The sequence below is a fragment of the Burkholderia sp. AU38729 genome (assembly GCF_020419725.1).
Taxonomy (GTDB): domain Bacteria; phylum Pseudomonadota; class Gammaproteobacteria; order Burkholderiales; family Burkholderiaceae; genus Burkholderia.
Window position 1 is genome coordinate 66,143 of record NZ_JAIZQO010000004.1, and the last position, 13,116, is coordinate 79,258.

At 66.0% G+C, this 13,116-nt stretch carries 14 protein-coding genes; 6 read left to right on the forward strand and 8 right to left on the reverse strand.

From position 1 onward, the window contains the following. Window positions 1–8: 8 nt before the first annotated feature. The 6 genes from cpaB to LGM56_RS12650 form a co-directional block, all read right to left on the reverse strand. A complete protein-coding gene (gene cpaB / locus LGM56_RS12625) occupies window positions 9–848 on the reverse strand; it encodes a Flp pilus assembly protein CpaB (protein ID WP_089498739.1) in 840 nt (279 codons plus the stop codon). A gap of 35 nt (window positions 849–883) precedes the next feature. After that, entirely contained in the window at window positions 884–2,284 is a 1,401-nt protein-coding gene (locus LGM56_RS12630) for an ATP-binding protein (protein ID WP_226204821.1), read from the reverse strand. A gap of 32 nt (window positions 2,285–2,316) precedes the next feature. Continuing rightward, window positions 2,317–2,856 carry a prepilin peptidase gene (locus LGM56_RS12635; RefSeq protein WP_089498741.1) on the reverse strand — a complete coding sequence of 180 codons (540 nt, stop codon included), beginning with the start codon at window positions 2,854–2,856 and terminating at the stop codon, window positions 2,317–2,319. Between the two features lie 54 nt (window positions 2,857–2,910). Continuing rightward, entirely contained in the window at window positions 2,911–3,117 is a 207-nt protein-coding gene (locus LGM56_RS12640; protein WP_089429729.1) for a Flp family type IVb pilin, read from the reverse strand. 82 nt (window positions 3,118–3,199) lie between these two features. After that, window positions 3,200–3,391 carry a Flp family type IVb pilin gene (locus tag LGM56_RS12645; protein ID WP_089476198.1) on the reverse strand — a complete coding sequence of 64 codons (192 nt, stop codon included), beginning with the start codon at window positions 3,389–3,391 and terminating at the stop codon, window positions 3,200–3,202. 141 nt (window positions 3,392–3,532) lie between these two features. Continuing rightward, window positions 3,533–3,724 carry a Flp family type IVb pilin gene (locus LGM56_RS12650; protein WP_226204822.1) on the reverse strand — a complete coding sequence of 64 codons (192 nt, stop codon included), beginning with the start codon at window positions 3,722–3,724 and terminating at the stop codon, window positions 3,533–3,535. Window positions 3,725–4,776: 1,052 nt separating this feature from the next. Here LGM56_RS12650 and LGM56_RS12655 point away from each other — a divergent pair. From LGM56_RS12655 to LGM56_RS12680, 6 genes are all read left to right on the forward strand, one after another. Then, window positions 4,777–6,015, forward strand: coding sequence for a glycosyltransferase family 87 protein (locus LGM56_RS12655; RefSeq protein ID WP_226205288.1), 1,239 nt, complete (start codon window positions 4,777–4,779; stop codon window positions 6,013–6,015). Next, window positions 6,012–7,391 carry a glycosyltransferase family 87 protein gene (locus tag LGM56_RS12660; protein ID WP_226204823.1) on the forward strand — a complete coding sequence of 460 codons (1,380 nt, stop codon included), beginning with the start codon at window positions 6,012–6,014 and terminating at the stop codon, window positions 7,389–7,391. Before LGM56_RS12655 ends, LGM56_RS12660 begins: the two co-directional genes overlap by 4 nt. A 24-nt stretch (window positions 7,392–7,415) precedes the next feature. Continuing rightward, window positions 7,416–8,459 carry a glycosyltransferase family 2 protein gene (locus LGM56_RS12665; RefSeq protein WP_226204825.1) on the forward strand — a complete coding sequence of 348 codons (1,044 nt, stop codon included), beginning with the start codon at window positions 7,416–7,418 and terminating at the stop codon, window positions 8,457–8,459. Window positions 8,460–8,474: 15 nt separating this feature from the next. Next, window positions 8,475–8,858 (forward strand): GtrA family protein, encoded by a 384-nt coding sequence (locus LGM56_RS12670; RefSeq protein WP_089429734.1) that lies wholly within the window; start codon window positions 8,475–8,477, stop codon window positions 8,856–8,858. Between the two features lie 301 nt (window positions 8,859–9,159). Next, window positions 9,160–9,663: an inclusion body family protein gene (locus LGM56_RS12675; protein ID WP_011349899.1), complete on the forward strand. Its 504-nt coding sequence runs from the start codon at window positions 9,160–9,162 to the stop codon at window positions 9,661–9,663. Window positions 9,664–9,728: 65 nt separating this feature from the next. Continuing rightward, window positions 9,729–10,619, forward strand: a complete 891-nt coding sequence (locus tag LGM56_RS12680) for an AidA/PixA family protein (protein WP_226204827.1) — start codon at window positions 9,729–9,731, stop codon at window positions 10,617–10,619. A gap of 28 nt (window positions 10,620–10,647) precedes the next feature. Here LGM56_RS12680 and LGM56_RS12685 read toward each other — a convergent pair whose 3' ends face one another. Together LGM56_RS12685 and LGM56_RS12690 are read right to left on the reverse strand one after the other, a co-directional pair. After that, a complete protein-coding gene (locus LGM56_RS12685) occupies window positions 10,648–11,586 on the reverse strand; it encodes an ABC transporter substrate-binding protein (protein ID WP_226204828.1) in 939 nt (312 codons plus the stop codon). A gap of 99 nt (window positions 11,587–11,685) precedes the next feature. Further along, complete coding sequence (locus LGM56_RS12690) at window positions 11,686–12,804, reverse strand: TauD/TfdA family dioxygenase (protein WP_226204831.1); 1,119 nt, start codon at window positions 12,802–12,804, stop codon at window positions 11,686–11,688. Window positions 12,805–13,116 lie beyond the last annotated feature (312 nt).

Genomic DNA, 13,116 nt, shown 5'->3' on the forward strand with positions numbered 1-13,116 from the left:
GAACCGATTCAGAAACACTCGACGCTGCCCTTCACGCCCGTCAGCACGCCGACGCAGTCGCGCCGCACTTCCGGCCCCGCGTGCGATGCGACGTGCACGCGCACCGTCTTCACGCGGGCCGGTGCCGGCGGCGCTTCGGGTGCGGGTTCCTTGCCGAGCAGCGTCAGCTTGGTCGCCCCGTCGGTGTTCAGCGTCTTCTGGTCGACCTGGTTGCGCAGCACGAGCGACAGCGTGCCGACGCTGCGCGCGAGGTCGAGCCGCTCGGCCTGGTCGGGCGTGACTTCCAGCGTCACCGCGTTGACGACTTTCGGCGCCGTGTCGTCGCGGCTGACCTGCTGTGCGACGGCGAGCACGAGGATGTGCTCGAGCACGATCTTCGAGATGCTCTGCCCGTCGGTCTTGCCCTGTTGTTCCTGCGTGTTGACGATCACGTCGACGTAGTTGCCCGGCAGCGCGAAGCCCGCGACGCCGACCACGTCGTTCACGCGCACCGTGATCGCGCGGCTGCCGTCGGCGATGACCGCGGACAGCCCGCCCTTCGTGCCGACCGGCGCGAGCTTCGACTCGATCACCGGCTCGCCGCGTGCGAGGCTGGTGCGCACGACGCGCCCTTCGAGCCCCTTCGTATCGGTGAACGCGCCGGTGGGCACGCTGCCCGACGGCCAGCTGACCATGTGGATCTGGTTCGGCCCGAGCGGCTCGCCCAGGTTCAGGTCGGTGGTGGCCACCGCGACCGGCGTGACCGAGCTCGTGGACGTCTGCACCAGCCAGTGGGACGCGAACACGACCGCGGCAAGACCCGCGACCATCGCGACGACCAGCATCATGACCGCTCGACTGTTTTTCATGGCAATGCTCCTCGACGAATCGTGAAAGAAACGGCTCAACCGGTGACGTAGGTGCGCCCGCCGCGCTCGACGGGCGGCGGATGGCTGCCGTCCCGTTCGGGCACCGTGCCGAAATAGCTCGCCCATGCGTCGTACAGCGCGTCGTGCGTCACCTCGGGCGGATCGCCGCGGTAACGCGCGCCGGCGGCCACGAGACGCAACAGGTCCGCCGGGTAACAGGCGAGAAACGCCTTGCCGGTCGGCAGGTGCAGCCGATGCAGCAGGTAGTCGAATGCATCGCTCGCCGAGACGAGCCCGAGCGATGCGCAGGCCGCGTTGTACACCGCGCGGTAGTCGTCGATCGACATCGCGCCGACGTGCAGCTTCGAACCGAGGCGGCGCAGGAACGCGTCGTCGCCCAGCTGCTCCGGCGACAGGTTGCTCGAGAACACCGGCCAGACGTCGAACGGCATCACGAAGCGGTTGCCGGATTCGAGCGTCAGCAAATCGACGCCGCGATCGAGCGGGCGCAGCCAGCGATTGAGCAGGTCGCGCGGCTCGACGCGCTGGCGGCCGAGATCGTCGACGACGTACATGCCCAGGTTCGCCTTCATGTGCGGCGGCGCCTGGTAGAAGCCGGCGGCCTCGTCGCGGCGCAGGTCGAGCTCATCGAGCGTCAGTTCGCCGCCCGACATCACGACCGGCCGGTGGCACAGGCGCCAGCGGCGATCGACCGACAGGCCGCCGGACGGCGTGTCCGCGTCGACGTGCACGAGCGGGTCGTAGATCTGGATCACTTCGCCGGCCGCCCAGATCGCGTGCGGCACCGGCACGCGGCCGCGCATCAGCGAGCCGAGCCGCTCGGCGAGGAAGGTCTTGCCGCTGCCGGCCGGGCCGTGGATCAGCAGCGGACGGCCCGCGTTCAGCGCGGCCGCCGCCGCATCGAGCAGCGCCGTGTCGATCACGATGCCTTCGAACGCCGCCCACACTTCGTCCTGGCTGATGCGCAGCTTGCGTACCGAATGCGCGTCCAGGCACGCGATATAGGCATCGAGCGTCACCGGTGCGGGCCCGCTGTAGCCGCTGCGGGCCCGTTCTTCCAGCGCGAGCACGCGGCCCGCGTCGGTCAGGCGGAACGTGACGTCGAGATCGGTCGCACCTCGGTGCGTGAGTTCGACGAGATGCTCGCGCACCAGGAATGCGAAGACGTCGTCGAGCACCGCGAGCGACAGGCAGTGCCGTTCGACCAGGTCGCCGTAAGACGGGCGGCCGAGCATCAGCGTCGACTTCAGCACGAGGCCGGCAACGAACGTCATGCTCAACCCGGTTTCCTCGAGCGAGCGCGGCGCCACCGGCAACTGCGCCCCCAGCTTCGTATGCACTTCCCGCGACGGCAACGGATCGGGCAGGCGTGCCACCTGTGCGTCGCGTCTCGGTTCGGTGTGATTCGTGTTCATGATCGTTGCGTCCTCGTTGCGGATGCGTCGCGCTATGCGCACGACGCGAACAGCATGCCCAGCGTGCCGGCCGCGATCGCCACGCCGTACGGCAGCGTGCCGACCGATGCGATGTCGACGGGGCCGCCGGCGGCCTCGGCGCTCGCGCCCGGCGAGCGCCGCGCGAGCAACGCGCGCACGTTCGCCCACATCTGGCGCATCCGCCCGCGCAGCAGCGCGAAGGCGATGGCGCCGACCCCGCCAGCCAGGAAGGTGGCCAGCACGATGTAAAACGTCATTTCCGCGCCGACCCAGGCGCCGATCGCGAGCATCAGCTTCACGTCGCCGGCCGCCATGCCGCGCAACAGGTAGAACGGCAGCAGCATGCCGAAGCCGGTCGCGGCGCCGGCGAGCCAGCCGAGTGCACCGGCCACGACACCGTGCAGCAGGCACTGGGCAACCAGCGCGCCGGCCAGGCCGAGCAGGACGAGACGGTTCGGAATGCGACGGGTCGCGATGTCCGTGCTGGCCGCGGCGACCGCGAGCAGCGTCACGCACAACGGAACCGGGTAAGGCGGCGCAACAGGGAGCATGGCGAACCTCGCAGTCGAATCGGTGGAATCCGTGGAATCAGTGGAATCGGCGGATCAGGAAACCATTGCCAGCGCGGTGGCCACGGCAGCCGTCACGGCCGTCGCGATCACCTCGTACGTATCGGCAAGCGAGCCTTTCAGCGTGACGACGCTGCCCAGCACCGCAACGGCGAACATCGCGCCGAGCAATGCATATTCGGTCGACGTCACCCCCTGCTCGTCGCTGATCCAGCGACGTACGACGCGCATCGTGGCTTGCATGATGGTCTCCGGTTCCGGGTCGATCAGATGACCGGGGACGGCTCGAGCGCTGCACCGGCCGAGCCGTCCGCGTCACGATCCATCAGATGGCTGCGACCGCCGAATCGAGGTCGTCCGCGATCGTGGTGAACACGGTCTTGAGGTCCTTGCCGACCGTCGTCAGCGCGGCGATGATGCCGATGGCGATCAGTGCGGCGATCAGGCCGTATTCGATGGCCGTCACACCGTCTTCGTCGCGGATGAAACGGCTGGCTTGTTGAATGAACTTGGACATGATGATCTCCTTGCGTAGTCACTTTCAGATCCCTCGCGTGCCGGCAGGATCGATTGATCCGGCATCGATACGTCGAGGCATGGTGTTAATGCCGTGTGGCGCCAACGAACGAATCGGACGAGCCGTTCGCCGCACCGTCCATCAAATCGCAGCAACGATCGAATCCAGATCGTCGGCGACCGTGCTGAATACGGTCTTCAGATCCGTACCGACCGTCGTCAACGCGGCGACGATGCCGATTGCGATCAGCGCGGCGATCAGGCCGTATTCAATGGCCGTCACGCCGCCCTGATCCTCGACGAGCCAGGCGATCTTCTCGATGATTCTTTGCATGAGCATTCTCCTTTCGGACTGCTATGAAATACCCTTCGTCCGTCAGGACGTCGGGCGCGGGCACCACCGGCACTACTCGAAAAATCGGAATGCGTCGCTCAGCTGCGGGAGCGGGGATCGACACCCCTGCCCGTGCGAACGGGTATCAGTGAGGCAGTGAGCGAGAGAGGCGTGTACGGTGCGACCGGCCGGACGAACCGGACGATCGGATCGACCGGAACGGCACGACGGCCGTTCGACGCATGGAATCCAGTTGAACGGGAGACAAACTCCCGAGAAATCCGCAATGTGTCTTTAATGCGGTATGCGATCCGCAATATGCCGTGGCCTTTCATTTTTATTCCCCATATGCTGCCATGCCGATTTCTTATTGCCCTGACGATACCGGGTCTCTTGGGTCATTCGACGAAGTCTTGCCCGGTTGATCGACCTGGAGCCGCGTGTTCATCGTCGCGCTCCGGCCTTTCTTTCCGCAGGTGATTCCGAAGCGGGTTCCGTCCGACTTTGCTGGAACCGCCCGGTCGTCACCTCGTCGACTGCCGTGCCAACGCTTACGCAAAGAGCAGGCCACCCCGAACGAAATCCAGGCGTATCAAGCGTTCCAGCGATGCCGTTGCTCCCCGGCCCGAGGCCCGATGCGCGAAATGTTTCAAAATTGATCTATCCCGCTGGCGCCAGCATTGCACGCCTGAACGGCCGCAGCCGCCCTGCAGCAAGGGGCCAAATTTTTTCCTCGGGACTTTCCCGAACACGTCAGGCCGCCCGGGCGCCGCGATATCGGCGGCGCGCAAGCCCGGTAAAAAATGCGGAACGTTTCAAGCCAGATACATGAAATCCGGTCGCGCCGTATTCTCATACGTGAAAACGCGGCTTTCACGCGCATCGCTGAACAATTTAAATACCCGCCGCCCGTGTGCGGTTTGCATCGCGCGATTTTTTCTTCAACAATGAATTCACCGGACAACGCGATTTCAGCGCGATTCGATCCGCGGGCACGCCAACATGAAAACGGCTGTGAAAGACCACGCAGCCTTCACTACAGACGGGGAATCATGTACACAGCCAACCGTGAAATCCGCGGGCGTGCAATACGCCGCGTCCAATGGCTGACAGCCGATCGGATCGTTCCGTACAGCTGCATCATGCTGATGCTCTTCATCGCATTGCTGATCGTATGGGGAATCGTGACCGACGGCTTCACGTCGACCACCACGGTCCGCCCCGGCACCGACTTCTCCGTCTTCTGGACCGCATCGCATCTCGTGTTGCAAGGCCACGCCGCATCGGCCTACGACATTTCGTCATTCAAGCAGGCCGAGTTCGCGCACTTCGGTGCGTCTCTGCAGCACCAGCCGCTTCCCTGGCTCTATCCGCCGACGATGCTGCTGTTCATCGCGCCGCTTGCCCTTGTGCCTTTCCTGCCCGCGTATTTCCTCTTTTTGGCGGGCAGTCTTTTATGCTACGCGTTCGCCGTCTCGCGGTTGTCGGGATTGCGCGCGCATCTTCCCCACCCGCGCGCCGCCACGCTCGTCGTGGTCGCGTACTCGGGGGTGTGCCTGTCCGCGCTGTTCGGCCAGAACAGCGTCCTGACCGCCGGCCTCGCCGCGCTCGCGCTGCATCTGCTGGGCAAGCGCCCGGTCCTGGCCGGCGTGGTGATCGGGTTGCTTGCGATCAAGCCGCAACTCGCCGTCGTGTTCCCGTTCGTGCTGATCGCGGCGCGGGCATGGCGCACGTTCGCGGCGGCCGCGCTGAGCGCGACGCTGTTCGCGGCGGCCGGGATTGCACTGACCGGCCCCGGCGCGCTGCACGGTTTGAGCCAGGCCATGTCGACGGTACGCGACATGCATTTCATGCTCGCGTCGTACTGGTACGCGTCGCCGACGCCGTTCGCCGCGTTGCGGCTCGCCGGTGCGCCAGTAGCCGCCGCGCTGGCCGCGCAAGCGGCCGTCGCACTGCTCGCCATCGCCGCGGCTGTCGACGTATGGCGCCGTACGCCCGACATGCGCCTGCGTGGCGCGGCGCTGGCAGTCGCCACGCTGCTGACGACGCCCTATCTGTGGCATTACGAACTGACGTGGCTCGGCATCGCGATCTTCTGCCTGATCGCGCACGGCCTCGACGAAGGCTGGCTGCCCGGCGACCAGGGCATCCTCGTGCTCGCATGGCTGCTGCCGGTCTTCGAGATGTTCAACCGGTTGACGAAGCTGCCTCAGATCGGGCCGGTCGTGTTGCTCGCGGTGCTGTTCGTCGTCGTGCGTCGCGCGGCCCTCGCGTCACGGAATACGCGATGAAAGCGCCTTCGTTCGCCCGCCACGCGCATGCCGCCGCCGATGTGCATCCGGAACTCCCGATCGCGGGCCCGCGCCGCTATCCGCACTGGCTCAATCGCGAACGCGTGCGCCTTTATGCGGCCGCCGTGCTGATGGCGGAACTGCTGTTCATCGGCATCTACTCATTCCGCGTGTTTCTGTCGCACCCCGGCGCACCGGAACCGCTGTCGCCGGATTTCTCGCCGATCTGGAGCGCGGCGTGGCTCGCGGCGCACGGGCATGCGGCGGACGCATGGCATTTTCCCGCGCTGTTCGCAGTCCAGAAGCTCGCGATTCCGGCGATGAATCTCGCGGACGGCACAATGCCGTGGCTCTATCCGCCGTCCATGCTGCTGCTCGTGCTGCCGCTCGGCTGGCTGCCGTACACGCTGGCGCTCGTGCTGTGGCTCGGGCTCACGTATGGGCTGTTCGCGGCGACGATCCGCGCGACCGTGCAGCGCGATGCCGCGTGGCTGTGCGCGCTCGCGTTCCCCGGCGCGTTCCTCACGGTGATCGTCGGGCAGACCAGCCTCTTCACCGCGTTGCTTGCCGGCGCCGGCCTGCTCGCGCTGAACCGCCGCCCCGTGTACGCCGGAATCTGCTTCGGTTTGCTGACGATGAAGCCGCAGCTCGCGGTGCTGTTCCCGCTCGCGCTGCTGTGCGCGGGTCAATGGCGCGCGCTGGCCGCTTGGGCCGCGACGCTCGCGTGCAGCGTCGCGCTCTCGACCCTCGCGTTCGGGTTCGGCCCGTGGCTCACGTTCGCGCATGTGATCGACAACGTCTACGCGATCGTCGGCGCCGGCCAGGCCACGCTCGTGCGCATGCCGTCGGTGTTCGCGCTCGCCACGCTGGCAGGCTGGCCCGCCATCGTCGCGAACGGCCTTCAGCTGCTGTCGGTCGCGACCGCGGCCATCGCCGTCATCTATGCATGGCGCGGCGCCTGTTCGTACGCGCTGCGCGCCGCGACCCTCGCCTGCGCCGGCCTGCTCGTCAGCCCCTACCTGTACGACTACGACCTGACCTGGTACGGCATCGTGATCGCGTGGTACGCGCGCTATGCGTGGACGCATGGCTGGCGGCGCTTCGATCGCGAATGGCTGCTGCTGCTGTGGCTGATGCCGCTCGCGGGCCTCGCGGTCGTGCCGCATCTGTCGTTCCAGTTCATGCCGCTCGTCACGCTGGCGTCGCTCGGGCTGCTCGTCAGCCGGATCGCCCGGGAACGACACGACGTGCCGTCGATGCCGGACACCCGCGACAACGCGACCGAAACCGCGTTCGCGCATCAGGCCCGAACGCACCACCGCCCGGCGTACGGAATGCGCCGCACCGGCCGACCGACCATCGGCGCGCATCGGTGAAACGACATCACAAGGGGAATCATCATGCGGGAACCACTCTATGCACCGCTCATCTCGCTGGTCGTGCCGTTCTATAACGAAGGCGAGGCCGTCGAGCACTTCTTCGACGTCGTGATGCCGCTGATGACGTCCATCGACGCGATCCGGTTCGAGATCGTCTGCGTGAACGACGGCAGCCGCGACGACACGCTCGACCGGCTGATCCGGATCAGCAGCGCCGAGCGGCGCGTGCGCGTGATCGATCTCACCCGCAACTTCGGCAAGGAAGCGGCGCTCACGGCCGGCCTCGACGAAGCGCTCGGCGACGCGGTGATCCCGCTCGACGCCGACCTGCAGGATCCGCCGAGCCTGATCCCCGTGATGATCGAGCACTGGCGCGACGGCGCGGAAGTCGTCGCGGCGAAGCGCAGCAACCGCGCGTGCGACTCGTTCGCGAAACGCACGGCGGCCGCGATCTACTATCGCGTGCACAACCTGCTGTCGGACGTGAAACTGCCGGAGAACGTCGGCGATTTCCGGCTGATGGACCGCAAGGTCGTGAACGCGCTGCGCAACCTGCCCGAGCGGCATCGCTTCATGAAGGGGCTGTTCGCGTGGGTCGGCTACCGCACCGTGATCGTCGAATACCAGCGCGACGCGCGCAGCGCCGGGCACTCGAAGTTCTCCGGCTGGAAGCTGTGGAATTTCGCGCTGGAAGGCATCACCAGCTTCAGCACCGTACCGCTGCGCAGCTGGACCTACATCGGCGTCGGCATCGCCACGCTCGCGTTCCTGTACGGCGCGTTCATCATCTTCCGCACGCTGCTGTTCGGCAATCCGGTGCTCGGCTACGCATCGCTGATCTCGGTCACGCTGTTCATCGGCGGGATCGAGCTCATCGGAATCGGTGTCGTCGGCGAATATGTCGGGCGGATCTACGACGAGTCGAAGCAACGGCCCGTCTACCTGATCCGCCGCCGCTACCAGGCGCACGGCAAGGTGATCGAACTCCCGGTCGCGCGCGATGCACGCCGCCAGATCGCCCGCCGGCGCGTGCAGCCGACCCGTACGCGGATCGGCGCACGCTGACCCGCGCCGCCGGCCATGATCGCCCTGCTCCATGCCGAGCGCACGCGGCTCGTGCGCTTCGGCGTGTCCGGGCTCGGCTCGACCGCGATCCACACGCTGGTGGCCGCGGCGCTGTTCGCGCGGTTCGATGCGACGCTGGTGACGGCGAACGCGATCGCCTTCCTCTGCGCGACGGCCTTCTCGTATCTCGCGAATACGCTGTGGAGCTTCTCGTCGACGGTGGGCACGCGCAACGCGGTGCGCTTTCTCGCGGTCACGCTGGCCGGCTTCGTCGAAACGATGCTGCTCGCGCGTGCGGCCGAAGCGCTCGAAGCTTCCCGCGCGATGAGCATCGTCGCGATCGCGCTGCTGGTTCCGCCGACCACGTTCGCGCTGCACCGGCTGTGGACCTACCGGTAAGCGATCCTTCCCCGCCCGCCTTTGCCGGACATCATCGGCCATTCGATTAACAGATTCAATGTCGTTATATTTATGTAATGCATCGAGCCGATTGAAGCCGATTTTAAAATTACCGTCTGAAATAATATTAATACCCTGTTTACCTTTACAGCTTCCGGAATTAACCGAACGGGATAATCTGCATTCGCCATCTCGCCTGCACGTGCCTTGATCGGCACGAAGCCTTGCAGGACAAGGCGATGGCGGCCGCACGAAGAAATTCGCGCAACAATAAGTCCCATTCATTCAAACGGGAGCTTCTATGTCACGCGTCACTGATGTGCTCGTCTCTTTCGATACCGAAACCATTCTCAAAAAATATCCGAATCCCAGCAAGAACCCGGCCGCACCGACGCTGATCGATTGGCGCTATGTCTATATGGTGACCAACCAGGACAACGTCATCTCCGGGCAGGCGGGCGGCGAACTCGACCTGAAGGCGCAGGTCGGCGACCTGATCCGCTGGCGTGAAACGAGCCTGTCGCTGGGCTTCGAGAACCAGGTCGTGTTCTACAAGTTCGTCGGCAACGTCGGCAACGAACTGATCTCGACGCCGACGCCGCGCGTCGCGGAAGCGTCCATTCCGGTGCCGAACACCAGCAAGCCCGAGGTGCCGACCTGCCAGAAGGTCGCGAACTACTACTGGTCGTCGGAATGCCTGAAAGTCGGCCGCGTGACGTACCACTTCCAGTTCCAGATCATCGATCGCAACTGCCAGAGCCAGGGCTGCTTCTCCTGGGATCCGTTCATCTCGATCCATAACTGATCGCGGCAGGCGGGCGGCCGCGCGGCGGCTGCCCGCGTCATCCACTTGTTGCGGAGGAAGCGCTCATGTCTGGTCTTCGTTGCGATGTGCTGGTGATCGTCGACGCCGTCACGTTGCTGTCGGCCTACCCGGAGGCAAGCCGGGACCCGGCCGCGCCGACCGTGATCGACGGCCGGCACCTCTATGTGGTGAGCCCCGGCGACGCCGCGCATCTCGGCCACAACGACAGCCGCCTCTTTACCGGCCTCTCGCCGGGCGACCAGCTGCGCCTGCGCGAAACCGCGCTGGCCTTGCGTGCCGAGGCAAGCGTGCTGTTCGTCCGGTTCACGTTGAAGAATGCGGGCATCGTCGCGCCGATCGAACCCGAAGTGCGCGACGCGGCCACGCCCGTGCCGGATGCCGACGACCTGCTGCATCCGCCGTGCCATCCGATGAAGGACCACTACTGGCGCAGCGACGTGCTGGCCGCGGGCGCCACCACGTGTACGGCCGATTTCGGCATATACGACCGCGACGGCAACGTATCGGGCTATTTCCGCTGGGAAACGTCGATCGAGATCGCGGGGAGCCGGCCGGACACGAAGCAGCCCGGTTTCAAGCCGTCGTCGGATCGCAATGGCCACTTCACGCTGCCGCCGAATACGGCGTTCAAGGCGATCTTCTACGCGAATGCCGCCGACCGGCAGGACCTGAAACTCTTCGTCGACGACGCGCCGGAACCGGCCGCATCGTTCATCGGCAACAGCGAGGACGGCGTCAGGATGTTCACGCTGAACTCGAAAGGCGGCAAGATCCGGATCGACGCGTCGGCCAACGGCAGGCCATCCGCGACCGATGCGCGCCTCGCGCCGCTGTCCGCGGGCGACTCCGTCTGGCTCGGCTGGCTGGGCGCCGAGGACGGCGCCGATGCCGACTACAACGACGGCATCGTGATCCTGCAGTGGCCGATCACGTGAGCGTCGCGGCAATCGGCACGCGGGCGGTTCAGGTACGCGGCAGCCCCGGCGGATTGGTCTGCGACCGCTCGATCGCTTCGGCGTCGAGGCTCCAGCGGCCGAGCACCTTCCGGTAGCTGCCGTTCGCGATCAGCGCATTGATCGCGACCGTCAGCGGATCGGCGAGGCCGCTGCCCTTGCGCGTCGTGATCGCGATGTCCGCGGTGCGCGGCCAGCCGCCGCTCACCGTGCCGATCAGCTTCGCATCGCCGCGCAGCGACGCCTGGTACGCGAGCATCGAATTCACGCTGAAGATCGTGTCGACGCGCCCCGACTGCAGCGCGACCCAGCGCTCGGCCGCGTCCGCGTAATACTGGATCTCGACCGGCGCGAGGCCGCGCGCGACGTTCTGCCGGTTCCACTCGAGCAGGATCTTTTCCTGGTTCGTGCCCGAATCGGTCACGACGCGCAGCCCGGCAACATCTTTCGGCTCGCGGATCGCGGCGATCCGGCTGCCGTTCTTCACGTAGAAGCCGAGTTGATCCTTCCGGTAGGTCGAGAAGTCGAATTTCTCCTTGCGCTGTTCGGTCACCGTCACGTTGGAGATCACCGCGTCGACCTTGCCGGACTGCAGCGCGAGCGGCCAGTCGGCCCACGACAGCGGCACGAGCTTCAGCTTGCGGCCGATGCTGTCCGCGACGAGCTGCGCGAGATCGGGATCGAAGCCGACCACCGTTCGCGCATCGGTCGCATAGGTGCTGAGCGGCGGCAGGTTCGGCGCGATGCCGATCGTCAGTGTGTTCGCCTCGGCAAAGCGGAAGCCGGCGGGCAACGCCTGCTCGACCGCCGGGTTCACGGTGCCGCGCTGGCGGCCGGGCTGCTCGGGGCTCAGGTCGAATGTCGCGGCCTGCGCGGCCGCGCAGCCGCCGATCAGGACGGCGGCCAGCACGCGAACGACGAGCGCAACGGGAAATGCTGTTCTCTTCATATATTCTGGATTCCTTTATTTTTTGATGACGCGTGCGCGGAACGCGGGCGGGGCCGAACGATGTTCACCGTCCGTCGCCGCCTGGCGTTCGCGGCCCGCTCAGGCGGGCGTCGCCTCGAGTTCGGCCGCGGCCGCGCGTTGCGTCACCGGCTGGGCGACCGGCTGCGGGCGCGCCGCTTGCGACTCGCCCGCATACAGCGCCTTCGGATCGAACACGCGCGCCTGCAGCGGCGTGAACGCGCGGAAGTTCCACAGGCTGCGCGCGACGAACACGCGCTGCACCCAGCGGAATGCCCGGTCGTTCTCGTCGTATTGCGGATCGAAACGGTCGCGCGAATGCAGCGTGAAATGATTGTTGATCAGCACCAGCTTGCCCGGTTGAATCTGCACGCCGAACGACACCTCGCGCACCGCGCGATACAGGTTGGCCAGCGCCTCCTGCGCGCGCGTGTTGACCGCCAGCACCATGTCCGGATAGAACGCGACCGTCACGCGCGGCGCCTCGAGCGGCCCCGACAGCACCGCGCTCAGGTCGGTGTTGTCGCGCGGCGTCGGCGCCGCCCCGCGCCACCGGTACGGCACGCGGATGATGTAGTGCTCGCCGTAGAGTTGCGCGATATCGTCGGGCGACAGCAGCTGCAGCGCACGACGCGCATCGGCGAGCCGCGTGTACGGGCCGCCGCCGGCTTCGCTGCGCACGCCGAGCAGCAGCAACGCGAACGGCGACGTATCGCCTTCCGGCATGTGCGCCTGCGCGGCGTTCTCGATATGGAAATCGAGCTCGACCTCGGAGCCCAGGCCCGTATAGTCGCGCGCGGTCGCCTTGTGCGGCGTGAGGTTGTTCACGAGCTCGCGGCCTTCGTGCGCAATCGAATACGGCTCGCCGGCCAGCGTGCTCAACGCGACCAGCACGTTCTCGCTCAACACGCCGGCCTTGAACGAGCGGCCGGTTTCCTCGAACCTCGGGCTGCCCTTTACGTCGTCGTCGATCGGCAGGTTGTCGATCTCGATCGAGCCGTGCGCATCGGCGGTGGGCGCCTTCGCGCGATCGAACGCGTCGACGACCCGGTCGGGAAACGCGGTGTAGGCAAGCTTGCGCACCGCGCTGATGTAGCCCGCGCCGCCCGCCGGATCATAGGGCAGTGCGCCGAGCGTCGTCCGGATGTGACCGGATTCCGCTGCCGTCAAAACGATGCGTTCATCTGCGAGATAGGTCATAGGTCTCTCGTATAAAGATCGGGGGTCGATAAGCGGTAGGGCACTACCGCCGCGCGTGGCCGTCCTCGGGGCCCGGCGCTCGACAAGACTAGGAGACCGTCATTGCATTTCGAAATGATATTAATTCGATTGCAAACAAAAATTTTAGATATAAGTTCAGCAACGCGGCGAGCGGCGGGCCGCGTCGTTCGTACCGTCGCTTAACACGAATGGTTGTTAAATAATCGCCGGTTATTATTTGTATTCGCTAACGAGTCGATGCTAGTTTTCTGTCGGATTCGACGATGCGCCGGCCGTCGATCGGCAGCCGGC

Bases quoted from the DNA above. Each gene is read 5' to 3' on its own strand.
- LGM56_RS12665 (WP_226204825.1), top strand. From the start codon at position 7,416: ATGCGGGAACCACTCTATGCACCGCTCATCTCGCTGGTCGTGCCGTTC.
- LGM56_RS12675 (WP_011349899.1), top strand. From the start codon at position 9,160: ATGTCACGCGTCACTGATGTGCTCGTCTCTTTCGATACCGAAACCATT.
- LGM56_RS12650 (WP_226204822.1), bottom strand. From the start codon at position 3,724: ATGCAAAGAATCATCGAGAAGATCGCCTGGCTCGTCGAGGATCAGGGC.
- LGM56_RS12655 (WP_226205288.1), top strand. From the start codon at position 4,777: ATGTACACAGCCAACCGTGAAATCCGCGGGCGTGCAATACGCCGCGTC.
- LGM56_RS12630 (WP_226204821.1), bottom strand. From the start codon at position 2,284: ATGAACACGAATCACACCGAACCGAGACGCGACGCACAGGTGGCACGC.
- cpaB (WP_089498739.1), bottom strand. From the start codon at position 848: ATGAAAAACAGTCGAGCGGTCATGATGCTGGTCGTCGCGATGGTCGCG.
- LGM56_RS12670 (WP_089429734.1), top strand. From the start codon at position 8,475: ATGATCGCCCTGCTCCATGCCGAGCGCACGCGGCTCGTGCGCTTCGGC.
- LGM56_RS12690 (WP_226204831.1), bottom strand. From the start codon at position 12,804: ATGACCTATCTCGCAGATGAACGCATCGTTTTGACGGCAGCGGAATCC.
- LGM56_RS12640 (WP_089429729.1), bottom strand. From the start codon at position 3,117: ATGCAAGCCACGATGCGCGTCGTACGTCGCTGGATCAGCGACGAGCAG.
- LGM56_RS12685 (WP_226204828.1), bottom strand. From the start codon at position 11,586: ATGAAGAGAACAGCATTTCCCGTTGCGCTCGTCGTTCGCGTGCTGGCC.
- LGM56_RS12660 (WP_226204823.1), top strand. From the start codon at position 6,012: ATGAAAGCGCCTTCGTTCGCCCGCCACGCGCATGCCGCCGCCGATGTG.
- LGM56_RS12680 (WP_226204827.1), top strand. From the start codon at position 9,729: ATGTCTGGTCTTCGTTGCGATGTGCTGGTGATCGTCGACGCCGTCACG.
- LGM56_RS12635 (WP_089498741.1), bottom strand. From the start codon at position 2,856: ATGCTCCCTGTTGCGCCGCCTTACCCGGTTCCGTTGTGCGTGACGCTG.
- LGM56_RS12645 (WP_089476198.1), bottom strand. From the start codon at position 3,391: ATGTCCAAGTTCATTCAACAAGCCAGCCGTTTCATCCGCGACGAAGAC.